At 45.4% G+C, this 23,692-nt stretch carries 21 protein-coding genes; 6 read left to right on the top strand and 15 right to left on the bottom strand.

Annotation, left to right across the window (positions count from 1 at the left end):
- Positions 1-83: 83 nt before the first annotated feature.
- A complete protein-coding gene (locus tag CLV25_RS08160) occupies positions 84-1,871 on the bottom strand; it encodes an aminopeptidase P family protein (protein WP_131839150.1) in 1,788 nt (595 codons plus the stop codon).
- 198 nt (positions 1,872-2,069) lie between these two features.
- Here CLV25_RS08160 and CLV25_RS08155 point away from each other — a divergent pair, with 198 nt between their 5' ends.
- On the top strand, positions 2,070-3,224 hold the full coding sequence (locus tag CLV25_RS08155) for an iron-containing alcohol dehydrogenase (protein WP_131839149.1): 1,155 nt from the start codon (positions 2,070-2,072) through the stop codon (positions 3,222-3,224).
- Between the two features lie 232 nt (positions 3,225-3,456).
- Positions 3,457-3,879, top strand: coding sequence for a bacteriohemerythrin (locus CLV25_RS08150; RefSeq protein ID WP_131839148.1), 423 nt, complete (start codon positions 3,457-3,459; stop codon positions 3,877-3,879).
- A gap of 76 nt (positions 3,880-3,955) precedes the next feature.
- Here the strand turns inward: CLV25_RS08150 and CLV25_RS08145 are convergent, their stop codons facing one another.
- On the bottom strand, positions 3,956-4,984 hold the full coding sequence (locus tag CLV25_RS08145) for a 1,9-bis(guanidino)-5-aza-nonane synthase (protein ID WP_131839147.1): 1,029 nt from the start codon (positions 4,982-4,984) through the stop codon (positions 3,956-3,958).
- Between the two features lie 105 nt (positions 4,985-5,089).
- Positions 5,090-5,653, bottom strand: coding sequence for a pyruvoyl-dependent arginine decarboxylase (locus CLV25_RS08140; protein ID WP_131839146.1), 564 nt, complete (start codon positions 5,651-5,653; stop codon positions 5,090-5,092).
- A 905-nt stretch (positions 5,654-6,558) separates the two neighbouring features.
- Here CLV25_RS08140 and CLV25_RS15930 point away from each other — a divergent pair.
- Positions 6,559-6,732 carry a hypothetical protein gene (locus CLV25_RS15930; protein ID WP_165877034.1) on the top strand — a complete coding sequence of 58 codons (174 nt, stop codon included), beginning with the start codon at positions 6,559-6,561 and terminating at the stop codon, positions 6,730-6,732.
- A gap of 145 nt (positions 6,733-6,877) precedes the next feature.
- On the opposite strand, the gene CLV25_RS08135 is transcribed toward CLV25_RS15930, so the two are convergent.
- From CLV25_RS08135 to CLV25_RS08125, 3 genes are read right to left on the bottom strand one after another with little or no spacing between them, the layout of a single operon-like run.
- The gene (locus tag CLV25_RS08135) at positions 6,878-7,351 is read right to left on the bottom strand and encodes a hypothetical protein (protein WP_165877033.1); all 474 of its coding nucleotides are present in this window, start codon (positions 7,349-7,351) and stop codon (positions 6,878-6,880) included.
- A complete protein-coding gene (locus tag CLV25_RS08130; protein WP_131839144.1) occupies positions 7,341-7,721 on the bottom strand; it encodes a hypothetical protein in 381 nt (126 codons plus the stop codon). Before CLV25_RS08130 ends, CLV25_RS08135 begins: the two co-directional genes overlap by 11 nt.
- 54 nt (positions 7,722-7,775) lie before the next feature.
- Positions 7,776-8,348 carry an RNA polymerase sigma factor gene (locus tag CLV25_RS08125; protein ID WP_131839143.1) on the bottom strand — a complete coding sequence of 191 codons (573 nt, stop codon included), beginning with the start codon at positions 8,346-8,348 and terminating at the stop codon, positions 7,776-7,778.
- Positions 8,349-8,559: 211 nt separating this feature from the next.
- On the opposite strand from CLV25_RS08125, the gene CLV25_RS08120 reads away from it, so the two are divergent.
- From CLV25_RS08120 to CLV25_RS08110, 3 genes are read left to right on the top strand one after another with little or no spacing between them, the layout of a single operon-like run.
- Positions 8,560-9,222, top strand: coding sequence for a hypothetical protein (locus CLV25_RS08120; protein WP_131839142.1), 663 nt, complete (start codon positions 8,560-8,562; stop codon positions 9,220-9,222).
- Entirely contained in the window at positions 9,222-10,664 is a 1,443-nt protein-coding gene (locus CLV25_RS08115) for a TrkH family potassium uptake protein (RefSeq protein ID WP_131839141.1), read from the top strand. Before CLV25_RS08120 ends, CLV25_RS08115 begins: the two co-directional genes overlap by 1 nt.
- 18 nt (positions 10,665-10,682) lie before the next feature.
- Positions 10,683-11,288: a hypothetical protein gene (locus tag CLV25_RS08110; protein WP_131839140.1), complete on the top strand. Its 606-nt coding sequence runs from the start codon at positions 10,683-10,685 to the stop codon at positions 11,286-11,288.
- Positions 11,289-11,359: 71 nt separating this feature from the next.
- Here the strand turns inward: CLV25_RS08110 and CLV25_RS08105 are convergent, their stop codons facing one another.
- From CLV25_RS08105 to CLV25_RS08065, 9 genes are all read right to left on the bottom strand, one after another.
- The gene (locus CLV25_RS08105; protein ID WP_165877032.1) at positions 11,360-13,999 is read right to left on the bottom strand and encodes a golvesin C-terminal-like domain-containing protein; all 2,640 of its coding nucleotides are present in this window, start codon (positions 13,997-13,999) and stop codon (positions 11,360-11,362) included.
- A 375-nt stretch (positions 14,000-14,374) separates the two neighbouring features.
- On the bottom strand, positions 14,375-15,199 hold the full coding sequence (gene murQ, locus CLV25_RS08100) for an N-acetylmuramic acid 6-phosphate etherase (RefSeq protein ID WP_131839138.1): 825 nt from the start codon (positions 15,197-15,199) through the stop codon (positions 14,375-14,377).
- A 13-nt stretch (positions 15,200-15,212) separates the two neighbouring features.
- Positions 15,213-16,046: an ATPase gene (locus tag CLV25_RS08095; protein ID WP_131839137.1), complete on the bottom strand. Its 834-nt coding sequence runs from the start codon at positions 16,044-16,046 to the stop codon at positions 15,213-15,215.
- Positions 16,043-17,218, bottom strand: coding sequence for an acyltransferase family protein (locus CLV25_RS08090; protein ID WP_131839136.1), 1,176 nt, complete (start codon positions 17,216-17,218; stop codon positions 16,043-16,045). Before CLV25_RS08090 ends, CLV25_RS08095 begins: the two co-directional genes overlap by 4 nt.
- A 2-nt stretch (positions 17,219-17,220) precedes the next feature.
- Complete coding sequence (locus CLV25_RS08085) at positions 17,221-18,444, bottom strand: exo-beta-N-acetylmuramidase NamZ family protein (RefSeq protein WP_131839135.1); 1,224 nt, start codon at positions 18,442-18,444, stop codon at positions 17,221-17,223.
- Between the two features lie 87 nt (positions 18,445-18,531).
- The gene (locus tag CLV25_RS08080; protein ID WP_131839134.1) at positions 18,532-19,833 is read right to left on the bottom strand and encodes an MFS transporter; all 1,302 of its coding nucleotides are present in this window, start codon (positions 19,831-19,833) and stop codon (positions 18,532-18,534) included.
- 38 nt (positions 19,834-19,871) lie between these two features.
- Positions 19,872-21,167: a SpoIID/LytB domain-containing protein gene (locus CLV25_RS08075; RefSeq protein WP_131839133.1), complete on the bottom strand. Its 1,296-nt coding sequence runs from the start codon at positions 21,165-21,167 to the stop codon at positions 19,872-19,874.
- Complete coding sequence (locus CLV25_RS08070) at positions 21,164-22,090, bottom strand: DUF4922 domain-containing protein (RefSeq protein WP_131839181.1); 927 nt, start codon at positions 22,088-22,090, stop codon at positions 21,164-21,166. Before CLV25_RS08070 ends, CLV25_RS08075 begins: the two co-directional genes overlap by 4 nt.
- 10 nt (positions 22,091-22,100) lie before the next feature.
- Complete coding sequence (locus CLV25_RS08065; protein ID WP_131839132.1) at positions 22,101-23,561, bottom strand: glycosyltransferase family 2 protein; 1,461 nt, start codon at positions 23,559-23,561, stop codon at positions 22,101-22,103.
- Positions 23,562-23,692: the final 131 nt, after the last annotated feature.

Below are 23,692 nucleotides of genomic sequence, written 5' to 3'. Positions count from 1 at the left end.
CGCGAAATCCGCAGGAGCAACCTCGTGCATCCTGCGGATTTATGTTTTATATCGGCTACCTAGCTTCGGCTAATGCCCTACGCCTAGATGGCTTGCGTCTTAACCTTTAGCCATGCCTTTTCCTTGTCGTTGAGGTAGGTCGATAGCCGCTCGAATACCATCGTGTGGTAGCTGTTTAGCCAGGCAACCTCTTCGGTTGAGAGCATGCTCTTCTCTACTGGCGTTGTGTCAATAGGGCAGAGGGTAATGGTCTCGAACCTTTCAAACGCTCCGAACTCGTTGGTAACGTATGGTACGCAAAGGATCAGGTTCTCGGTTCTGATGCCGTACTGTCCGGGGCGGTAGAGGGCTGGTTCGTTCGAGGTTACCATTCCGGGCTTCAGCGTTACCGGATTTTCCTGTATTCTGATGCTCTGTGGGCCCTCGTGCACGTTAAGGAAGTGCCCCACACCGTGTCCGGTTCCGTGTCCGTAGTTAATGCAGTGCTGCATCATTGGTCCACGTGCCAGGATGTCGAGCTGCGATCCGCGGGTTCCCGCTGGGAATACGGCCATTGCCAGCGCAATGTGGCCCTTTAGCACCAGCGTGTAGTCGATCTTCTCCTGCTGCGTTGGCGTGCTCAGGTGTACGGTTCGGGTGATGTCGGTAGTCCCCGTTTTGTACTGTCCTCCCGAGTCGATCAGCAGGAATCCCTCGCTTTTCACCTCGGCGTTGGAGGCTTCGGTGGCCGAGTAGTGGGGTAGCGCACCGTTGGCCTTGTAGCCGGCAATGGTGCCAAAGCTTTCGCCAACAAATTCGTCCGACATGGCGCGCAGCTCCCGCTGCTTTTCGGCAATGCTCAGCTCGGTGATCGGCTCTTTTCCCAGGTTTTCCTCCAGCCACATGTAGAAGCGAACCAGCGCCACACCGTCCAGCTCCATCGCATGGCGGAATCCGGCAATCTCCACCTCGTTCTTTACCGCCTTCAGCGAGGTTGCCGTTCCGTTAGCGTCTCTATCCTCAACGATGTTAACGCTACGCTGCTGCAGCTTTTGTCTTATAAGGATATTGGTCTTTCGTGGGTTGATAATCACGTTTTGGGTGATGTCAATTCGCTCAACGAAGGCCTCAAAGTCGGTGTAGGCTTTTACCTGTACGCCGCTGGCCTCAAGGTTTTTCACTTCCTCGGTCGACAGCTTGCTGGTGTCGATAAACAGGAACGCCTTGTCGTAGCAAACCGCCCCATAGGCAAGGGCAAGCGGATTGTAGGCGATATCGGCCCCTCGGATGTTGAATAGCCAGGCTACCTCGTCGAGAGCCGATAGCAGCATGATATGGTTTTTGTGCAGATGCGCTGCCTTAATCAGCTGCTGTAGCTTGTTGGCGGTGCTCATGCCGCTTACGTTTTCGGGAACCAGGAACGCCTTGCTTTGCGGCATCTCGGGTCGATCGCTCCAAATTGGGTTAACCAAATCTCCGGCAATCTTCAGCTTGTTGGGGGCAATAGCCTCCGATAGCCGCTCGAACTCGCTTACCGAGAATAGGCGACCATCAACGCCTACAACCGAACCCGATTCCAGCGTATCCTTAATATATTGTTCTATGGATGGCACCCCTGGTAGCCCCATGCGCATAAGCTCGATACCCGAGCCCTTCAGCTGCTCCTCGGCCTGAATAAAGTAGCGCGAGTCGGTCCAAAGTGCTGCCGATGTAGTGGTAACAAGAAGAGTTCCTGCCGAACCATTGAAACCGCTGAGCCATTCGCGGCACTTCCATCGATCGGCAACGTACTCGCTAAAGTGAGGATCGTTGCTGGGCACAATGTAGGCTTCTAGCTTATGCTGAGCTAGTAAGTCGCGAATATCGCTTAGCCGTTGAGGTATGTTTTTCATCTGTGGCTTGTGTTTATTTCGGAAATAAATGTACGAATATTCGTTAAATTCCCTTCCATAGAACCATTTTTGTTGGCGTATTTATGGGGAGAATTGTATTTTTTTAAGTGAAAAGCCTAGGCATGCCGCTTAATATTCTCTTTAGTTTTTTTATATCTTTCCCTCCTAATTTAGACAAAACAAAAATAACGCGATACAATGAACAACTTTCAGTTTTACAATCCTGTAAAGATTGAGTTTGGCAAGGGGGCTGTCGATAAGCTTAGCAGCCACATCCCTGCAGGCTCTAAGGTGATGGTTACCTACGGTGGTGGTAGCATCAAAGCGAATGGTGTTTACGAGGCCGTGCTTAATGCCCTTTCGGGGTTTTCGGTTGTCGAGTTTGGCGGCATCGAGCCTAATCCATCGTACGAAACGCTGATTCAAGCGGTGGACCTTGCCCGTAAGGAGAAGGTAGACTTCCTTCTTGCCGTTGGCGGTGGGTCGGTGGTCGATGGCACCAAGTTTATTGCAGCCGCTATCCCGTTCGAAGGAGAACCTTGGGATATTCTTGTAAAGCGTGCCGAGGTTAAATCGGCGGTAGCTCTTGGCGCTGTGCTTACGCTTCCTGCCACCGGTTCCGAGATGAATGCCGGAGCCGTAATCTCTAAGCGTGCTACAAAGGAGAAGTTTGCCTTTGGGTCGCCCTATACCTTCCCTAAGTTCTCCATTCTCGATCCTGAGTATACCTACTCGCTTCCAAAAAATCAGATTGCCAACGGTACCATCGACGCTTTCGTTCATGTAATGGAGCAGTACATGACCTATCCTGCTGCCGGATTGGTGCAGGATCGTTGGTCGGAGGGGCTGCTTCAGTCGCTCATCGAGCTAGGCCCTAAGGCGCTCGAAAATCCTACCGATTACGACGTTCGTTCTAATCTTATGTGGGCTGCAACTATGGCGCTCAACGGGATTATTGTTGTTGGCATGCCATCCGATTGGGCTACCCACATGATCGGGCACGAGCTCACCGCGCTACACGGTCTTGCTCATGGTGTAACGCTTGCAATTATTCTGCCTGCAATGCTCAACGAGATGTTCGAGGAGAAGAAGGAAAAACTTGCTCAGTATGCCGAGCGCGTATGGGGCATTACCAGTGGCACTACCGACGAAAAGGCTCGTGCGGCAATCGTTAAAACCGAAGAGTTCTTCCAATCGCTAGGTGTACCAACCCATCTTAAGGAGTACGGCATTGGCGACGAAAGCTTCCAAACCATTTGTAACCGCTTTACCGAGCGCGGATGGACCGGAATGGGCGAGCGCAGAGCGCTAACCCCCGAGCGCGTTCTCGAAGTTTTAAAGAAGAGCTTGTAAGTTCTCTTAATAAAGAAGAAAGATAAACGAAAAAGAGGGATCTTTCGAAATTAAATGAACGAGCATTGAATTTAGGGAAGTTTGCTAATACCAACGACTTTAATTCAATGTTCGTTACTCCCTTCTGGTCACTGAGCACTGCCAAAGAGGGAGGGGCAGGGGTGAATCTCTTAAAATGATACAGAAAACCCTAAGCTCATAAACTTAGCTTACCGATACAACTATAAAGATCATGAACAAAGACTTGTACATATTTATTAGGTGGTCCGATGCCGATTACTCTGTTGGAATTAAAACTATCGACGATCAGCATAAGGAGCTCATCAAGTATATTAACCAAATCTACCAGTCTATTCTAGACCGTAATTCGAAGGAGGTTACCCCCGATGTGCTGGCCAACCTTGAGGATTACGCTAGGTTCCACTTTGGTTACGAGGAAAAAATATTCAACCAAATTGGATACGAGTTTGCTGAAGAGCATATTGCCGAGCATCGTGCCTTCTCCGAAAAGATTGAACAGTTTAAGGAGGGTATTGCTAAAGGGCACGATGTCATCTTTAGCATAACCAACTACCTTCGCGACTGGCTGCGCACCCACATCCAAAAGGAGGATAGAAAGTACGCCCCCGAGTTTCAAAAGCTAGGGATAAAGTAGATAGAGCAAATTTTGATGAAAATAAAGAAAGCCAACCTCCCGGTTGGCTTTTCTTCTTCTTTTTATGCGATGATGACTACTTCTGAAAAATCTTGGTCCAATTCTTTGGTTCACGATTTTTCCAGTCACCTTTATGAAATACGTAGCTAGCGATAAGTGGTAGAACAGTGGTAGCTTCAGCGTAAACCATCTGCTCGTACACGGTATCAACCTTACCCCACGACGATGCTTCCTTAAGGGTCGATGACGAGCAAGCGCCATCGCGAACATCGGCAACGGTAATAAGAACTGCATACTTATGCATCGATGCATCGATGCCAAGGCATTCTGCACATACAACTGTGTCTTGAGCAAAGTTCTTTGGAACTCCACCACCAATCATGAATAGACCGGTCGTCTTTGCTGCAATCTTAATGTCGGTAAGCTCGCGGAAGTCGGCAACCGAGTCAATGGTAAGGTAAGGCTTACCTTCCTTCATGCGCTCAACCTGGTGCATAACTAAACCAAATCCTGCCGAGCAGTCAGAGAATGCTGGAACGAAGATGGGTACGTTATGCTCGTAGCAGGTTTGAATAAGCGATTCCTTCTTAACCGAATTCTCCGAAAGGTACTTACCCATTTCGTAGATAAACTCGCGCGAAGAGTAGGGACGAGGCTCTAAGCTATCGGCAATGATCTTAATGGTAGAGTCGCAAGCTTGTAGCTCTTCCTCGTCGATGTAGGTATCGTAAATACGGTCAACGTAGTTGTCGCGAAGGAACTTGTCGTCAATAAACTGGGTTCCACGGTAGTGCTTGTAGCCAAGCGCCTCGAAGAAGTCCATATCCACGATCGATGCTCCGGTCGAAACAACGGCATCAATCATGTTGTGCTTAATAAGGTCAACGTAAACCTGCATGCATCCTGCAGCAGAAGTTGAACCTGCAATGGTAAGGATGTTGGTACATCCCTTTTCAGCAATCATCATGTTAAAGATGTCGGCTGCATTAGCAGTTTCTCTCGACGAGAATGACATCTCTCTCATCGAGTTGATGATTGGGCTAGCATCAAACGACTTAATGTCGATGTGCTTTATGACTTGTTTAAGAAGATCTTTCTTTTCCATTTGGAGTGAGTTCCGAAATTTGTAATTGCGAACAAAAGGATGAAAACAGCAACCTTTCGTTCAAGGTTGCTGTTTTGTATGTCGGACGTAAATGTCTTCAGCGGATTAACCCTTGATTACAGGGTAGAGGTAGGACGTAAAGCAAATTGCAACGAGTGCAGTTCCGTATTTCTTTTCTGGAACAAAGCTTTCAATATTAATGCTGATGTCTTCTAAACGGAAATCTTCCGAGAATCCGTTATAGTAAAGTTCGTCAAGGCTTAGTCTAAGTAGCTTTTCTATTTCCTCAACTTCATAGTTGCCGTTGTGTTCACACACGAGACCCCCATGGCGTTCATTTGTGTTGCGGTCGTATAACCAACCGTAGATGATACCGGCAGAAGCGCGCTCTCCCTTACCTGTAGTTGCAACAGCCATAATGGATTCAACAACGGAGCCGTGGGTAATTTTGGCAGGTTGTGGTACCTCTGTGGCTATACTAGGCATAATCGACGAGTAAGTCATAATATTAAACGTCTCGATATTTGCCTGTTTTAATGCTAGGTGATAAGATCCAGCGTGAACAGTGATGTCACTTTCTCCGTGTCCCTTGGTTACGAAGTAGTCTTTTGGAATCCGGTTTCCAACTACGATTCCTTGTAGTTCTTGTGTTGAGCTAAGGTTTGTCATCGTCGCACATAAAAAGATAATTGGTTAATACTAAAAGTTATATCGCCTTTTATGGGGTATTATACCCATACGTATTGTCGAATTGAAACAACTCCTTTCCGATTGGAGGGAGTTATCCTATTTTATAGGGAATATCTGGAGGCTTGTCCGCGGGGTAGAATCAAATCTGGCGGACGCAAAGACTTCGAAGAAGGTCGCTGAGTATCTTATACCTAAAAACCACCATAATGGTGCTCGAAAAAGTGTTTTTAGCGTGCAAGTTTCTTTTCATTTCGTTGTTCAAAGTTTACAGTTGACCTGTCTTCGAGTTAGTTTTTTAATGAACTGTAAGCTGTGTTTTCCATTTGCGCATGATGCACCCGAAAAACTTTGCAATTATAGGAAAATATTAGATTAAAAGAGAAGTCTTTTCTATTAATTTTTAACTTTTCTCAAAAAAATATATAAAGTGCTGATTTATAAAGATGATTTGGATGTTCATTGTCTCGTAAAGCAGTCTTTTTATACGTCTAAAAACGGCTAATTTTAGGGATGTGCTGAATAGGGTTGCCTTGTATTGGGGTAGAGAGCATTCCTGATCGTACATTTTTGCTCAACTTCTTGTAGAATTAGGGTGGATTGAGGCATGTTCTTGTTTTGATCTTCGTTCTTAGATTAAAGTTACTTTCTGTAGTCCACTAAATGGTATTTCATATTTTTATAGTTAAGGTTGTTTGTTTAGAACTATTGGTAGAGGTTAAAGTCAAGCGGCTTCTGTAAGAAATTCAGGGGAATAGACCTGCTTTTTGCATTATATGTGTAAAAACTTTGTTTTTTTTACACAAAGGGGGTACAACATTGGGATTCTGCCATTATATTTGCAGTGCAATTGAATTTAATCGTTTCACAAAACAAAAAACTGTACAATGAAAAAGTTACTCGTTATCGTTGCTGTTGCTGCTATGTTCGCAGCTTGCGGTGGAAACAAGGCTGAACAAGCTGATACTACTGCTGTTGATACTACTGCTGCTGTTGTAGCTGATACCACTGCTGCTGTTGATACTGCTGCTGTTGATACTGCTGCTCCTGCTGTAAAGTAATTTGCAACGATAAGCAAGAAATTAGAGTCAACCCACAGGGTTGGCTCTTTTTTTTGTTTATAGCCAGAATGGCTTTGGTTAAGCGGCAAAAAAGATGCGGATATGTTTACGACATACCCGCATCTTTTTTTGCTACATATTTATACTACTTTCCTATTTTGCATTTTAGATGCTCTAGCGTAAGCTTATCGTATCGTAGTTGCTGTTCTTTGCTGAGGCACCTGCGAACTTCAATAGAGTATGAAATCCAATTTCTTCGAATTTGAGCGTTTAGCAACCCTAAACTGTCAGTGTACTTTCTAATAATTGCGGTATCAGTAGGTGTAATGCTAACCTGATGCTGCAACCTTATCATTATACTGTCATATCGATCGTAAAGGGGCTCGTTAATTGATCTGAAGAGTGCTTTTCGGGCTATAAATACTTTTTTCTGGCTTTCTGTAAGCTCTAACTTCTTAAAAAACAAGTTGCGATCCTTTTCTGGAGAGGATTCTTTGTCTGTATAGGCAATGACAACGCCAATAAATGTGGCAACATTGGCAATCAGAAGCAGCGCAATGACCCAAAGAAGGTTTTTTTGTTTAAGGAAGAAGTTCATGTTTAAATGGTTATTTTTCAAAAGCTATGGGAACTTTTGTAATATCGTTGAGGCTTAGCATGTCATATTGTTGCGGTTGGTTTTTGCTGTGCGCTATGTAAACCGTAAGGCCTCCAATAAGAAAGGTTACCACTACAGAAACTACTAAGGCGTAACGGATGCTGTTTGAATGATTTTGTTGTGTTTTGCAAGCTAACTTGCCCATTACTTTTTCAGTAAAGTAAGGATTGAAGGATGGTGTTGCTGCTAATTCTAGTTGGTTAAGTACTGCCAGCGATGATTTGTACAACTTTTTACAGTTTGCACAAGAATCCATATGGGAAAAGGCAACCTCATCGAACTGTGATGGCTCAATGTTGATGAACTTTGATCTAAATTGTTTGCATCTCATTTGTATACCTTTTTTCTATTGACAATCTTTTGATTGAAAACTTGCGATTTCTTTCTAACTTTTAGCGCTTTCTACCAGAATTTTCCTAAGGTTTCGTTTTGATCGAAATATTAGCGATTCGACAGATGATATTGAGATGTTCATCACCTCGGAAATTTGCTTGTAAGAAAGCTGCTGGTAGGTATAAAGCGTGATGGCTGTTCGTTGGTTGTTGGGCAGCTCATTTAGCGCTTTCTTCATCTTTTTCAGATTTTCGTCTGGGTCTGAGAAATCGTCAGGGAGACGATGGTCGTCCACGTAATCTCTTGCTTCTGCTTTTCCTTTACCGATGAGTAGATCTTCTAAACTTTGTATTATCTGTTTTCGCTTCTGTTTCCTTAAGTGGTTTAGAGATTTATTTACAGCAATTCGATAAATCCATGTGCTAAACTTTGATTCGTGACGAAACGATCTAAGCGATTCAAATACTTCAATAAATACTTCTTGAGCGATATCTTCAGCGTCTGAACGTGATTGGGTAAACCCATAGCACGTTCGCAGCACCTGTTGCTTGTATTTATCCACCAGATGCCTAAATTGAGAATTGTCTCCGTTAAGTATTTGTTCTATAAGATCTTTGTCCGACATTTACGGCTTTGAAAACGCTTTGCTAATATATTAAAAATAGATTATCAATGGATGTGCATGATTATTTCCTTTTTCTTCCCTATTTTCGTCTTAAATTAATACGAATTAAAGTGCTGTTATGGGGATTAAATCGAAGATGTTAGCAGGCTTTATTGTTATAGGATTGTTGTTGTTCCTTTCCGGGGCGATAACTCTTTTCGAACTTAATAGTATGAGCAACTCGGTGCAAGGGCTGCTAAATGACAACTTGCGATCAATAGAGGTTTCGAAGCAGATGATTAGTGCTTCAAGTAAAATTAATCAGGGAGTTCTTCTTGCCATAAACGGGAGGTTGGATGAGGCAAAGGTCTCAGTTAATGAAGGGGAAATGCTCTTCGATAAGTCCTATGATATTGCTCGAAATAATCTTACGGTAGAAGGCGAAGAACGCTATGTAAAGGCTGTTGATAGCTGTTATGTAGTATTTAAGGCGCAAGTAGATAGTGTATTGCTAAGTTCTAGAAATGCGGACTGGTACTTTGATTCCTTCGTTCCCCAGCAAAATAGGCTTACAGGTGCAATCGACAGTTTGATAGGCATTAATCAAAGAGCCGTTTATCAAAATGTTGATCAAATGAAGACTGGAGCAAGCAGGGCGATGATGCCTGGTTTTATTGCCATATTTGTAGGAATTATTTTCGTTTTCCTATTCAACTATTTTGTTAACATCTTTTTTATAACTCCAATAGTTCGAATTTCTCAAGGTGTGGAGAGCTACGTGAAGCATTCTATTCCCTTTAGGGTGAAGGTAGATTCTAAGGATGAACTGGAGCGGTTGAAGAATTCGGTTGAAAAGCTCATAATTCAAAATAAATCTAATAAGATCGACGACTGATGCGACCTTTTGTTATCGTTAGGTATATATCGATGGGGTTATTGCTTAACGCTGTATTCATGCTTATTGCAACTACCGTATCGACTTTAAACCATTTTGATGACGGTTTTTTTCCTTTGCTCCTGAGCTTTTTAGTTACTACGGCTATGGGGGCTTTCCCATTATTTTTTGTTCCGTCATATCGTGACATAAGTCTGAAGGAAAGCTACGTAATTGTTGCTTTTTCTTGGATTTTGTGCTGTGCTATAGGTATGCTTCCGTACTTGCTCTGGGGGGGCGAGTTTTCGATAACAAAAGCGTGGTTCGAAAGCGTTTCGGGGTATACTACTACTGGGGCTACTTCGTTAACCAATATTGATAGCCTTCCGCTGAGCCTTCGATTTTGGAGGGCTTCTACCCAGTGGATTGGTGGTGGTGGTGTTGTTCTTTTTGCGTTGGTAGTTCTTCCTTCGCTAGGGAAGGTACATGCAAACCTCTCTAAAATTGAGATGTCGTCACTATCGAAGTTGAATGTGTCTAAAGGGGTGTATGGCTCATTACGTTCAATACTGGTTGTGTATATTACCTTAACTGTTCTGCAATCTATACTTCTTTACCTTGCAGGGCTTAAGATGGTTGATGCCATTGCTTATTCTTTAAGCACCATTTCTACGGGTGGTTTTGCCATGAGCAACAGCAATGTTGCAGGTCTTAACAATTCTGTAGCCGAGATAATCATCTTTATCTTTATGGTAATCTCGGGTCTAAATTTTAGCCTCATATTTGCATCCTTTATGAGGAGAGAAGTGTCTGTATTCAAGTCTGGAGTGGCAAAGTTTTATTTATTATCAATCTTAATTGGGGCTCTAATGCTTTCTTTGGGGCTTCAGATCTTTACCAATACAGGGTGGGCTAACGCTTTTAAGCATGGCTTTTTTCAGGTAGCATCGTTGGCTTCATCTACTGGTTTTTATAACGCTGATACTTCGCTTTGGCCTCCGTTTGCTATAATGCTGCTTATTCTTTTTATGATGCAGGCTGGCTGTGCTGGTTCGACTTCAGGAGGTATTAAGGTGGATAGAGTTGTGCTTTTTGGGAACACAATTACCACCCAAATAAAGCGGCTCCAGCATCCCAATGCGGTAATTCCTGTCCGTATAGGAAAAACCATAATTGCAGATGAAGTGGTGAGCTCGTCGTTGTTGTTTATTGTTTTTTACGTTATCATCATATTCTTATCCACCGTAGTTCTTGGCATGTTTGGGCTTGATATGATAAGCTCGTTTTCGGCTTCGGCGGCGTGTATGGGCAATGTAGGACCTGGTTTTGGAATTGTTGGCACGATGGGTAACTATGGAAGCCTTCCCGATTTTTCGATGTGGTGGCTAACGCTTCTAATGCTGCTCGGAAGGCTCGAAATATACGGTCTGCTGATGATCGCGTTTATTCATTCGTGGAAGTAAAATATAAACATTAAGGAAATGCAGAATTTTCAAGTGATAAAGTGCCCTAACTGTGGGGCTTTGCATCGAATGGTTAAGCCTGCCAAAAGGCTTAAAGTTTTCGAGATGTACTCCGACGGTAAGACCTTGTCTCCAGAGCTAAATGAGGCATTGGAGGTGTCACGCTGTGGCAAGTGCAACGAGTTTTACTGGATAGAGGATGCTTCTGTAGCGGAAAATCCTGTGGAGGGTGAACTGCCATTGGTGAGAAGCCTTAGCATTGAAGAGTACGTGACAATGCTAACCGATAGCGCTCAAACGATAACTACAGACGAGGAGGAAATCTTGAGAATGGAGCTTCTATGGGCTTTTAACGATAGGGTTAGGCAAGGAAAGCCTCTGTTTGAGAGAGAGGATGAAAAAGTAGTATGGTCGGCGAATATGGATGCGCTATTGGAGCTGCTAGACGAAAGCGATGTGTACTCGCGCATGATTAAGGCAGAAGTTGCAAGAGAGCAGGGAAACTTTGAGGTGGCCGAAAAGCTCCTTTTATCGATTAAAGAGGCGCAATTGGCATCCATAAAGAAGATGATGTTGAATGCGATTAACCATGCAGAGACCGAAGTTTTTAAAGTGGAAATGTAGCAGAGCTTATTTGCATACAATAAAAAAGGTGGCTATTGCCACCTTTTTTATTTGTTACATCTTGCTTTGTCCTATTTCTTAAACTCTACTCCAAAGAAGGTAAATAGCTGCTTCATTAGAGCGTTTTTTTGGTTTGTAGATGGTATTGCTTCGAGAGGGAAACCTAGTACTACAACCTTATTGCCATTCGATTTCAGAAGTGTTCCTGCACTGGTTTGTGTGTCGTGGTAGCGCATTATTCGGATCGCTTTCTGTGTGGGCTCAATTGCATCGGGAGACTCTATACGAACGCTGCTGCCGTTAAGAACTTCGGGGCTTAAGGTGGCGCAGTTGAAGTTCCATATACCTCTGATGTATGGTTTTGCGTTGTCGGTTGAATAGACAGAACCCGTGGTGCTGGCGTGATTGGTCATCCATCGGAAGCCTAACTTTTCGGCTGCAAACTTTATGGCTACCGAATCCTTTTGCTCCACCATATCGGTTCCGATGTAGGCTCCTGAGAGAACTATCGGGATATCTTTGTCAAGAGCATTCCTCAATGCCGATATCATGCCTGGAGTAAATACGGCAAAGGTATCGCGTTCTTCCCTAAAGTTTTTAACGGTGCGCTGTTCTCCAAAGAGTACATCAACAAATCGGTATGCGTCTAGTTTGGGATACTTTTCGAAGGCTTTGCGACTTGCCGAAACGTACGATACGCCCCATTTTTGGTAAGCTTTACCTTGAACGTGGGTGAAATCATGGGTGTTCCCATGCACGGTGTTTCCCCACCATTCAACGCCAGTCGAGCCCCATCCGGTATTGTCGTCATCGAGCCAAGGTTCGTTGCGGTTAAAGTTCTGCTGATATCCGAGGAATGCTGGCTCCATACCATCGGCAACACCTTCGTCCTCCCACCATTCGAAGCCTGCTTTTTCTCCTAAATCGAAAGATTTTGGAGCAGATATGCGGGTAAATCCATTGACAATAAGGGCCGGCTTTTTGCTATTGTTGAAGAGGCAAGCTGACAGCTGCTCGGTGGGGAAGCTCTCGCCGCCATCGTTTACGCCTGTAACCTTAAAGGAGTAGCGCCTACCCCATTCGGGAAGCTCTATCTCGGCTGATTCGCCGGTTACCTCTTTGAATTTTGGCGAGAATCCGTTGTCGTCGGTACGCATGTAGATGCGATACCTTGCTGCATTTGCTGTGGGCTCCAGCGGATCCTCGGTATTCTTCCACGATAGGCGGATCGTCTTTCCTCCCTTCTTTTCTATGGCTAGGGTGTTGGGGGCAAGGGGCTGAATGGGCGTTTCGGCTCCGTTTAGGTAGCGAACAATGCCCTTGTATATGGCTCTAGCAACGGTGAAGCGGAATCGGGGGTCGAGTCCGTAGGTCATATCGGCCAAGTTTTGGTGCGATAGCAGCTCTAAGAGTAGGGTGGGGGCATCAGCAACCGAAGCCTCGCTATAGGATGCATCTCGAAGGGCTCGCTTAGTCCATTTGGAGTTGTGCAGCATTTGAATATCGTGGCAGATCTGCGTTTGTATGAGGTTGCTCATAATCCCGCTTAGCTGGCGGCCTCTACCATCGGTAAAGTTGCCATTCTTGGTGCTGTATATGGCTAGGGTACCCACAATTGAGTCGTTGGGTGTGGTGCCGGCATCGGTATGGAATGCGAGCGTAAGGTCGATCGGAACGTTATTCTTTTTTAGGAAGTTTGCCCAGTGGGGGCGGCTCTGGTAATCGTCGTTGTAGTCGTTCTGGTACTTGGTGCGGCTGTACACGCTGTCGGGGATGCCTGCGGCCTGTAGGTAGTAGCGCGAGGCTTCTAGGTAGCTGGGGACGCCGCTAGTTTTCCAATCGTAGTCTTCGGGGCTGAGCTTATGCCCTTGGGTTTCCCCATTCGAGCTGGATTTGGCGTTATTGGTTACAAAAGCGGAAGGGCGTCGGGCAACCATTCCCATTCCACCGCCAAAGCGTACGGCGTCGGAGGTTACCACCCCCTTTTCGTGGCTCTTGTTCGATACTACCACCGAAGCGTGGGCGCTGTCAAAGCTAAAGGTGCCGAGGTACTGCCAGGTGGCGCCGTACATCTTTTGGTTGACTACGAACTCCGACACTCCACCCGTGTGGTAAACCTTATAGGTAACGTCGCTTACGTTGTTGGGGGTGTTTCCCCACGAAACGTAAACGGCGTAGTCACCCTTTTTGCTCGATGCTACTGGAGCCTTGTACGTAAGGGTTGCGGTTTCCTTTGCCGATGATTTAATTTCTAGATGGGTTCCTCCTTTAAACGGGTTTTCGTTGGGGCGTAGAATTGTTTTGTGCTTGTATCCCCCCTTAGTTGTTTCCCAACTTCCCTTTTTTTGTACGATCCCTCCTTTGGTGGATAGGTCGTTGTCAACAATAAACTTCTGCTTCTGGAAGTCACGCTCGCGGGGAATGAGCACCACGGCTCCTGCATTCTTAAGCATGGGGTCGAGGTACTTTACCACGTAGGGCATGTTGCCGATGTCCTCTACGTTGCTGAAGCAGCGGGCGCGCTGCCACTCCCACCGATCGAGCTTCGATTCGTAGTAGAAGCCGTGGCTGTGCCACATGGCGATGTGCTTTCCCGAAAGACCTAGGGGGAAATCGCCCTTGATGGGTTCCTTCACAAGCTGGGTTTGCTGAGCGTTAGCGGTTGCTACGGACAGCAGGGCAGCAAGCAAGGCTATGCTTTTTTTATTCATTTGAACGAAGATTTGGTTCAGTTCTCGAATTTTGCTGATGCTTTTTGAGCGGTATTGGCTCGAAAAGAGCATCAACGATTATGCCGATTGCTATTCTTACTTTAGCTCGCAAAAGTAGCGATTAAACGAGCTGAGATACGAAGATATGGTCGAATATTTGGGTAGTAGCTTTTTCTCCTACTGTTGGTAGCAATAAAAGTGCAGCTGCACTTCCGTTCCCACGGTCAGTAGGAGAAAAAGTACAGCTGCATTTTCGTTCCCACGGGCAGTAGGAGAAAAAGTGCAGCTGCACTTTTGTTCCCACGGGCAGTAGGAGAAAAAGCGCAGCTGCACTTTTCTTCCTACGGTTGGGGCTATGACGATTCTGGTCGTAGGCTAGCGTTTGGGGGATTGCCTGTGGGCATCAATCGCCTTTTTTACCGATCCATGCTCCAAAAGCAGCGCCTTGGCTGCCTCGTAGTTAAGCCCGGTTTCATCCACGATCATTCGAGTGCCGCGGTCTACCAGCTTCTTATTGGTGAGCTGCATGTTTACCATCCGGTTGCCTTTTACCCTACCTAGCTTAATCATGGTAGAGGTGGTAATCATGTTGAGCACCAGCTTCTGGGCTGTCCCCGATTTCATTCGGGTCGATCCGGTTACGAATTCGGGGCCAACAATTGGCTCGATGGCTATTTCGGCGGCCTTGCTAACGGGAGCATCGGGGTTGCAGGATATCGATGCGGTGAGGATGCCCAGCGATCGGGCCTTCTCCAGAGCTCCAATTACGTAGGGGGTGGTTCCCGATGCGGCTATGCCGATAACCACATCGAGCTCGTTTACGTTGTAGGCTGTAAGCTCCTCCCACGATTTTTCGGGGTTATCCTCGGCCGCTTCAATGGGGTTGCGAAGAGCCTTGTCGCCTCCGGCAATCAGCCCGATTACCTTGCCCTGGGGCATCCCGTAGGTGGGCGGAATTTCCGATGCGTCGAGCACCCCTAAGCGGCCGCTAGTCCCTGCACCAAGGTAGAAGATGCGTCCTCCCTTTTTCATGCGCTCGACGATGCCCTCCACGAGCTTCTCAATCTGGGGAATGGTTTCGCGTACGGCAAGGGCTACCTTTTGGTCCTCGCTGTTGATGTCGAAGAGCAGCTCCGAGACGCTCTTCTTCTCTAGGTCGTTGTATAGTGACGGTTGCTCTGTGATCTTTTTAAAAGCCATAGTCGTGTAATCTTTAGCGGGAGTGATACTCTATTAGCCCTTTTATTGGGCTCTGTTCAACCTTGCCGAGCTTAACGCCAAGTGGGGCTGCGGCCGCCTCCAGCATCTCACAGAAGTGAAACCCTACGGAACCGATGATGTTCACGGGGTAGGTGCTGTAGTCGTACTGCATAATGTTGCGCTCGAAGAAGAGGGTGAAGTTGCGGGTGATGAGGTCGCTAATCTCCTTCTCGTGCCGATTCTCGTTCATAAAACGGGTGAAAGCTGCCAGAAACCGGTTTGGGAACGGCTGTCGGTACACCCTATTAATGATTTCGGCAGGGGTAAGGCTCATCTGCTCCATGAACTTTTTGGCTAGACGCGCCGATACTTGGTTTTTGAGCACGTCGGCAACAAAAGTTTTGCCCATAACGGCGCCGCTACCCTCGTCTCCGAGGATAAAGCCCAGCGGCGAAACGTTCTTAGCTATCTTTTCGCCATCCCAAAAGCAGGTATTCGATCCGGTTCCTAGGATGCAGGCAATGCCGGGCCTATTGCCACATAGCGCAAGTGCAGCACCAACCAAATCGCTCTGAACGCTGATGGTTGCGCTGGGGAACGAGTGGGCAAGGGCTTGGCGTACCCCCTCTATTTTTTCGGGGAGGCATCCTGCTCCGTAAAAGTAGAGCGCGCTAATCGCAAATTCCTTAAATGTAGGGGCAACGTTTTCCGCAACGTCATTTTGTATTTCTTCTACAGTTTGGTAAACGGGATTAATGCCCAACGTAATGGTAGCGGCTACCGTTGTACCATTTTCAACGGCCACCCATTCTGTTTTGGTTGACCCGCTGTCTGCAATAAGTATCATAGTTTGATGTAAATTTTACGTTTGTAGAGCTGGTGTCCAATAACCCAGCAAATGCTGATGAAGAACAGCGCAAAGATGAGCGAGGCAAATGTCTCGTTGCCAACCGCAGCAGTCATCCCGTTGTAGATAAACCCTTTTATGCTTACCGCTTCGGTGCCCTGAAAGAAGCGAATGCTGCCAAGAAGGATGGATAGCACCCCTCCTAGAACGTATAAGAATAGGGGGTTGATGCCAAACGATTCGAAGAAAACGCTCCATCTTTTCTTATCCTTGGCATCTATAATCCAAGCGAGCAATGCCAGCAGCAGCGAAGCCAGGCCGCAGGTGGTCAGCACAAAGGTTGGAGACCAAATCTTTTTGTTGATCGGAATTCCGTAGCTCAGCAGCAGTCCGGCAAAGAGGAGTATGGTGCCGAATATAAATATCTTGCTGATCTTTTCGGTTAGGTTGGGCGTTGTCTTTATCAGCTTACCGCAGTAAACCCCAAGGATTACATGGGCAAGGCAGGGTATGGTGCTTAGCAGCCCTTCCGGATCAAACGGGATACTCTCGCCATGGTAGATGTGCTCCTCTCCAAAAAGAGCCGTGTCTACCCGGATGATGATGTTGTTTGGAGTTAGCTCGAAACCATCACCAAATAGAAGAATAAGGTAGTAGCCAACAAGAATAGCTGCCGCAGCCTTTAGCCAATGCTTCGATGGTATAAGCACAACCAAAAGCGAAGCAAAGAATGAGCTAAGCGCGAGTCGCTGCATTACTCCAAGAATTCGAATCCTATCGAAGGGGAACACCGAGGATGTAAAGCGCTCCCAAAAAGGTTGGTCGGAGCTAACGTCGAAAGTGCCGAAGCACATTAACGAAAACCATGCAATAGCAGTACCCACCAAGAAGATGAGGAGGCTGCGCTTCGCCAGCTTCCTAAAGTAGCTACCCGAAAAGGTGAAGTTGAACTTGCTTAGCGATATGTACATGGATACGCCCATTATGAACATGAAAAATGGGAATACCAAGTCGGTTGGCGTTAGTCCGTGCCAAGCAGCGTGCTCCAGCGGGGTGTATATATGGCCCCACGAACCGGGATTGTTTACCAGTAGCATCCCTGAGATGGTAATGCCGCGAAGTACATCTAGCGACAGCAGCCTTTTAGGTGATGGGGTTAGTGGTGTATCCATCTCTATTTGTATAAGTAGTATTTATTCGACATTTCCTTAAAGGCCTTGTCGTCTTTATGCCAGTATTCTCGGATCTTGGCAAAGTTGTAGCCGTTCCCAAACTCCTTGAAGATATAGTCGGTACCACAAACCTTATTCCACATGGTAATGCGGCTTTTCTCGCAGCGCTTAAAGAAGTCGAGGCTTGGGTTTAGCTTGTACATTTCCTGCATAATCCAAAATTGGATGTCCGAAAGGACGACGGTCTTTGGATTGGTAATATGTATTTGAACTCCTTGGTAGTTTTGCCCTTTGCCAACGCTGTAGAACGGCTTGCAGTATATAGGACGGAAATGAACGCCTTCCAGTTTTAGAGCATTAAGGCTATCGGACAGCTGATTCGCAGATATAGAGTCGCTGGCAACCATCTGGAATGGGATGGTATAGCCAACTCCAATTGATACAACGCCCAATTCGCCAAGTATGCCCGTTGTTGCATAGTACAAAGCCGCATTGGCGTTTGGTATGTGAGGCGAAGGAGCAACCCAATCGAGTCCGGTTTCTGCATATGTCATAGAGCGCTTCCATCCTTTCATAGGGATTACCGTAAGCTTGCATTTCCCCTTAATCATGCCCTCTCCGTTAAGCATAAGGGCCACTTCGCCAGGTGTTAGACCGTAAACGTAAGGAATGCGAAATTGGCTTACAAACGAGTAGAAGCCATCTTCAACAAGGCTGCCTTCAACCTTTTCGCCGCCCACAGGGTTTGGGCGGTCAAGCACGATAAATTCCTTGCCGTATTTAGCAGCCTCTTCCATTACGATCCCCATTGTACTAATAAAGGTGTACGACCTACTACCGATGTCTTGGATGTCGTAGACTATTGCATCTACGTTGTCGAGCATTTCCTTTGTTGGGCGTTGGGTTTTTCCGTAAATAGAGTAAACGGTAACGCCAGTTTTTGGGTCTATATATGTGTCAACCTTGTCACCAGCATGAATGTCGCCGCGAACGCCATGTTCGGGAGAAAAGAGGGCTACCAACTTTACATCTTTAGCCTCCTTAAGGATGTCGATGGTACTTTTGTAAGATCGATCAATCCCCGTAGGGTTGGTTATAAGTCCAACCCTTTTTCCTTTAAGTACGGAGAAGTCCCTATCTCGAAGAACTTCCACTCCTGGCTTTACTATAGCCCATATAGGGAGGCTAAGTAGTAAAGCCATTGTAGTTAGGCAAATTCTTTTCATTTGTGTAATCTTTAAATCAAGAGTGTTTTGCTCCAGTTTTTGGCGCAATCTCTTGTGTTAATTTTGTTTTAGCAAGGCTTCAAACTTCTATTTCTTGCCGAATTCAGGCTCTATCTTTCGGTATACGAGATACGAAGCGTAAATGCCAGGTAGCGTCCAAGCGCATACCCACCAGAAGAAGTTGGTATAGCCAAGCCATTCTTCAATTATACCAGCAGCCATTCCTGGGAGCATCATTCCTAATGCCATAAATCCAGTTCCAATGGCGTAGTGTGCCGTTTTGTGAGGCCCGTCTGCAACGTAAATCAGAAAAAGCATGTAGGCGGTAAATCCAAAACCATATCCTAACTGCTCAAGAGCTACTGCTCCAACTATCATCGGAATTGATTGAAGTTGAGTGTGAGCCATGTAGACATAGAGTAAATCAGGAATATTTATGGCAAGAGCCATTGGTATTATCCACTTCTTAAATCCATTTTTGCTTACGAGAAGCCCCCCAAGAATACCCCCTAGGAGAAGGGCTGCAACTCCTATAGTCCCATATGCAAGTCCAACGGTTGATGTTGATAGACCTAGTCCTCCTGATGAGGTTTTGTCAAGAAGGAACGGTGATGCTATTTTTGCAAGCTGTGATTCCCCTAGTCTGTACGAGAGGAGGAAAAATAGGGCAAGGCCTATATTCTTCTTTTTGAAGTAGGACACGAATGTAAGCCAGAACTCTTTTATAAGATTTTTGGCGTTTACCGTTTCATTTTCCTTAGAATCATCCTTCGGTTTTGGAAGAACAATAAAGTGGTAGATGGTGAATCCAATAAATAGTGCAGCAAGAAGGTAGAATGTCATACTCCAAGCAACCGGAATGTTTCCTTTTGTAGAAGGGTGGATAATGCCATCTTCTAGCGCACCTGCAAACATAACAAGAAGACCTTGTCCTGTAATATTGGCAAGCCGGTAGAATGTGTTTCTAATTCCTACGAAAAAGGATTGTTCGCCAGTTTTTAGGGCCAACATGTAGAATCCGTCAGCAGCAATATCGTGTGTTGCCGATGAAAAGGCCATTAGCCAGAAAAAGGCAAGCGTAATTTGGACGTAGTTGCTTGTTGGAATAAAGAACGCAATACTTGCAAATGCTGCAGCGACAAGCCCCTGCATGGTAATTATCCACCAGCGTTTTGTCTTAACAATATCTACAAACGGGCTCCATAGCGGTTTTATTACCCATGGTAGATATAGCCATGACGTGTAAAGGGCAATATCGGTATTGGAAAGTCCCAGTCTCTTGTACATAATCACAGCGATGGTCATAACTGCAACGTAGGGAAGCCCCTGTGCAAAGTACAGAGTGGGAATCCACGACCAGTGATTTTTCTTCTTTTCTAGTTCTTTCATCTCTTTAGGTGGTTGCTAAATAGTGCGAACCTTTTAGTTTAGTATTTCTTTTCGATTGCTGCGGTTGGAAAGTAGTGGTTAAGAATAGGCTTATACTTATACCCTTTATGTGCCATAACGGCTGCTCCAATTTGGCACAGTCCTACACCATGTCCCCAGCCTGCTCCTGTAAATGTAAAGCCCTTTTCAGTTTTGTCGATAACAAAAGCAGAGCTGTAGAGGTGCGATTCCGAAAAGGCCTTTCGTATAAGCAGTTCTTTGCCAAGGGTAAGCGTTTGCTTTGAACCAACAACTTTTAAACGGATGAGACGACCAGACGTACCACGTTCTACAGGAATAAACTCTTGTATAGTTCCGAAGTCAATTCCTATGCGACGTTTAACGAGTTCGCTCATTTCTTGCGCTTCAAAGTCAACCTTCCATCTATAGAAGTTGGTCGTTTCCTGATCGTAGTTGTTGAGCACCTGCGAAAGCACCTGAGCGTCGTTAGTGTTGCAAAATGCGGCTGGAGCGCTACGTATCCATTTGTCAGCATTCGCTTCAATGGTTAAATCGGGTAATTCTCCTTCTGCATTGTCGTAGAGTTTTAGGAGGTATGGATGTTTCTCTGGCTCCCAGCAGTTTTGGAACTCCTCAACGGCACCTCCGCAACATTTAGAAAAGCGAGCGTCGCAAATGCTGTCGCCGTTCATTAGCATTTCTCCAAAGGTTTGGGTAATTGCTTCCTCTACCATTTCGAGCGATTGACTGGCACGTGTTATACCTTGGTAGCGCTGGCAATGGTCGTCGGCGCATACATCGAAGTTTGTGTGATCTTCTCTATCCCACCATTTTACCCATTCTTCGTTAGTTCGAATATCGCTGATATAGGCCTTTGATGAATTCTCGAGAGTTGTGCGCTTCTGAATTTGTGAGAGCATCCAGCTTCGGGAGATCACGGCATGTGCCTTGAGCAGTTCAAGCGAACTCGTTGCGCTCATCTCAGACGAAATTACGCTAACGAGATACCTCTCTATCGATATGCGGTTTATGGCGGTTACCTTTTCATCTTCGACAATGAAGTCGAGGCTCCCTTCGAAGCGCTGGTCTTCTTTACGTTCCCAATGAAAGCCTATGCCAATAACAACATCTTTTAGTAGGAAGGTGGATTTTTCGCTAGTGGCATCGAAGGATAGCTTATCGTAAAGTTGGCCATCAAAGGCTATTTGCCCTTCTTGGTATTTAACTTCATATAAACCGCTATGCTCCTTGCCGCTAAACGTAAACACTCCATCGAGAATGAACTCGATGGAGGGTTGAAACATTATCCCTACAGTTATCTCAGGACTTTTCATTTGATAAGCTTTTTTAAATCATCAGGGGTAACTGTGATTTGTTCAAGAATATCCTTAATGTCTGCACTGGTGATTTTCGTAAAATCCTTTTCGAGTGGAGTAATAAATACGCCACCTAAATCGATCGATGCAGGACTTATGAGGATGTTCTCTTCTCCCCCTGCAAAAAACTGACTAGGACGATGCATTTTGCGTGGGTAAACAACAAGGTAGTAGTAGTCATCCTGAAACCATGAAAGCAGATTCATCATCGGTTCTTCTTCCGAATTAGATATTTGCTTGAACTTGGCGTAGAATTGGTTGAACCAGCAGATAATAGCATCTACGTTAGCCGATTTATATACTATTGTGTTAGCAGGTGCGTTCTTCAGAATGTAAACATCTTGCTCTATCTGTCTTGAATGTGCGCTTAGGATTGCTTCGATATCCATTTCAATTGGCAGGAATCCTTTGTTGCCAGCCTGAAAGTGGAAATGGTCGGGGGCCGAAGCTCCACATTTTGGACCATTGTAGAAGATCAGAAAGTCATCTAGCAGTCTGGCAAGTTCGAGCATATCTCCAATTTTTCCTTCTATTAGCTGATTTGTATGGGCAACAGAAGGGATAGTAAGATGCTTTTTGAAAATAGGAAATGGATTTACCAGAATGGTGTACGTATTTCCCAACTTCGATGCGAACGGAATGCCCCGCTGAACTTCAGGACGGTTGATCTCGCATAGGAAGCATTTGCGCTCCTGAATACTTTTGGGGTCAACCTTGGCTGCCGACGACTGGATTCGTTTAGGGTTGAACTGCACCTTAAACTTATAACCATCAACTTCGGTGTCGCGAACCTCAACAGTTTTAAGTGCCGCGTAATTTTCACTGCATTGCGGCCATTCGTTACACTGCTCTATTAAAAGTGTATTTACAGTACTGTTCATACTATTCATACTACTTCTTTCTGTTTAACTGTTTGCGTGCTTGAACTTCCCAAGTGCGAATACGATCTTTATAAAGGTTGTGTGCATTCATTTTAACTACATCGAGAGAAGCATCCGAATTGTCCTCCCAGCGGCGGCAGTTGTAAACGACGTCGTAAACGCGGCCAATTTGGAAGTGGCGCGAGAAATATAGCCCAAGTGCGTAGTCTTCGCCGTAGCTGGTGTTGGGTACTTTGATTTCACGAAGCATTGGCGTATAGAATGCTCTTGGAGCGCCCAGCCCGTTGATGCGGAGTGCATTGTTGCGTCCATTTTCCGGAGTCCATTCTTTATGATCGATGATTCCGGGAGCAATCATCTCCATATTAAAGTTAGTCATCATGTAGGTGCCAACCACCATCGAACAGTTTTGCTCGTAAAAGGCGTTTACCATAGTCTGGAGCGTATTTTCCGATGAGTATACATCATCGCTATCGAGCTGAACTGCAAATTTACCACATTGCGAATGATGAACTCCGGTGTTCCAGCAACCGCCAATGCCAAGGTCTTTTCTTTCTGGAATGATATGGATTAGACGTGGATCGTTAAAAGCTTTAATTGCTTCTGTAGTCCCATCAGTAGAGTAGTTGTCTATAATGATAAGGTTGAACTTAAAGTTCGTTTTTTGGATTAGAACCGATTTGATAGCATCGGATATTGTTCGTACACGATTATACACAGGGATTATAACAGATGCTTCAACGGGGAAGTCAACAGAATCAAACTTAATGGGGGTGAAGATAGGTTCGAGGTAGGCACCAATTCTTTTTAGATGGGCTGTGCAAACTTTTTCCATATCAATTTGCACTTCGCGATTTTTAGGATCAACGTAGTCAAATATCTTTTGGCCTGATTTGCGTGTATCGGTTTCTACTTCAGCATAAAGATATTCGTTGATGTGCTCTACTGGTCCAAGGCAAGATGATGCAAGACGTAGGTTGTACATTCCCGCAAATGGGTATTCTTCCTTTGTCGATTCTATAACTTTTTTTAAGATTCCGCTGCGGTAGATCAGTACTGAACCAAAATTGAAGTCGTCGCGAAGGCTGCCTTCTTGATACGTAATTAGAGGGTTTGCTTTACGAACTCCGTCAATTACTTGGTAGTGATCTGCATATACCATGCTAGCCTCTGAACTGTCGGCAATAAATAGAAAGCGTTCTAGAGAGAAATAGCCGAGTTCAAGCGTAGTGTACTTTGTGTATATAAGGGAGTATTCGGTATCAGCATGGGCTGCAATAGCTTTAACGGTGTTGCTAGATACCAATGAATCAACCTTAATGGTTGGACACCCTAGGCTCTCAAATTTATCGTCTCCAGTAACGAGAAGGTAAATTTCATTTACAAGTTCAGAACCCTTCAAAATTTGTACTGTGCTTTCTACTTGCGCAACGTTTGCAGCAGGGATAAAGCAGTTGATTTTTTTCTTCATTGCCGTTTGTTTTTTACGATTGCTTTAGGCTTGCTCTTTTATTGCTGTTTTTAAACAGTCTTAAAATGAGATGTTTGTATGTAAAACTATTGCTAGTTTTAGCAACGTCAACTTTAGCAAAGGTAACTTAT

Origin of the sequence: Acetobacteroides hydrogenigenes (genome assembly GCF_004340205.1) — a bacterium.
Classification (GTDB): Bacteria; Bacteroidota; Bacteroidia; order Bacteroidales; family ZOR0009; genus Acetobacteroides; species Acetobacteroides hydrogenigenes.
This window is presented reverse-complemented; position numbering and strand designations above follow the sequence as displayed.

What these genes read in the sequence shown, in the direction of transcription:
- CLV25_RS08095 (WP_131839137.1), bottom strand. Translation starts at nt 16,046, where the DNA reads ATGATACTTATTGCAGACAGCGGGTCAACCAAAACAGAATGGGTGGCC.
- CLV25_RS08070 (WP_131839181.1), bottom strand. Translation starts at nt 22,090, where the DNA reads ATGAACAGTACTGTAAATACACTTTTAATAGAGCAGTGTAACGAATGG.
- CLV25_RS08140 (WP_131839146.1), bottom strand. Translation starts at nt 5,653, where the DNA reads ATGACAAACCTTAGCTCAACACAAGAACTACAAGGAATCGTAGTTGGA.
- CLV25_RS08130 (WP_131839144.1), bottom strand. Translation starts at nt 7,721, where the DNA reads ATGAGATGCAAACAATTTAGATCAAAGTTCATCAACATTGAGCCATCA.
- CLV25_RS08125 (WP_131839143.1), bottom strand. Translation starts at nt 8,348, where the DNA reads ATGTCGGACAAAGATCTTATAGAACAAATACTTAACGGAGACAATTCT.
- CLV25_RS08115 (WP_131839141.1), top strand. Translation starts at nt 9,222, where the DNA reads ATGCGACCTTTTGTTATCGTTAGGTATATATCGATGGGGTTATTGCTT.
- CLV25_RS08105 (WP_165877032.1), bottom strand. Translation starts at nt 13,999, where the DNA reads ATGAATAAAAAAAGCATAGCCTTGCTTGCTGCCCTGCTGTCCGTAGCA.
- CLV25_RS15930 (WP_165877034.1), top strand. Translation starts at nt 6,559, where the DNA reads ATGAAAAAGTTACTCGTTATCGTTGCTGTTGCTGCTATGTTCGCAGCT.
- CLV25_RS08075 (WP_131839133.1), bottom strand. Translation starts at nt 21,167, where the DNA reads ATGAAAAGTCCTGAGATAACTGTAGGGATAATGTTTCAACCCTCCATC.
- CLV25_RS08150 (WP_131839148.1), top strand. Translation starts at nt 3,457, where the DNA reads ATGAACAAAGACTTGTACATATTTATTAGGTGGTCCGATGCCGATTAC.
- CLV25_RS08110 (WP_131839140.1), top strand. Translation starts at nt 10,683, where the DNA reads ATGCAGAATTTTCAAGTGATAAAGTGCCCTAACTGTGGGGCTTTGCAT.
- CLV25_RS08155 (WP_131839149.1), top strand. Translation starts at nt 2,070, where the DNA reads ATGAACAACTTTCAGTTTTACAATCCTGTAAAGATTGAGTTTGGCAAG.
- CLV25_RS08085 (WP_131839135.1), bottom strand. Translation starts at nt 18,444, where the DNA reads ATGAAAAGAATTTGCCTAACTACAATGGCTTTACTACTTAGCCTCCCT.
- CLV25_RS08090 (WP_131839136.1), bottom strand. Translation starts at nt 17,218, where the DNA reads ATGGATACACCACTAACCCCATCACCTAAAAGGCTGCTGTCGCTAGAT.
- CLV25_RS08080 (WP_131839134.1), bottom strand. Translation starts at nt 19,833, where the DNA reads ATGAAAGAACTAGAAAAGAAGAAAAATCACTGGTCGTGGATTCCCACT.
- CLV25_RS08120 (WP_131839142.1), top strand. Translation starts at nt 8,560, where the DNA reads ATGAGCAACTCGGTGCAAGGGCTGCTAAATGACAACTTGCGATCAATA.
- murQ (WP_131839138.1), bottom strand. Translation starts at nt 15,199, where the DNA reads ATGGCTTTTAAAAAGATCACAGAGCAACCGTCACTATACAACGACCTA.
- CLV25_RS08065 (WP_131839132.1), bottom strand. Translation starts at nt 23,561, where the DNA reads ATGAAGAAAAAAATCAACTGCTTTATCCCTGCTGCAAACGTTGCGCAA.
- CLV25_RS08160 (WP_131839150.1), bottom strand. Translation starts at nt 1,871, where the DNA reads ATGAAAAACATACCTCAACGGCTAAGCGATATTCGCGACTTACTAGCT.
- CLV25_RS08145 (WP_131839147.1), bottom strand. Translation starts at nt 4,984, where the DNA reads ATGGAAAAGAAAGATCTTCTTAAACAAGTCATAAAGCACATCGACATT.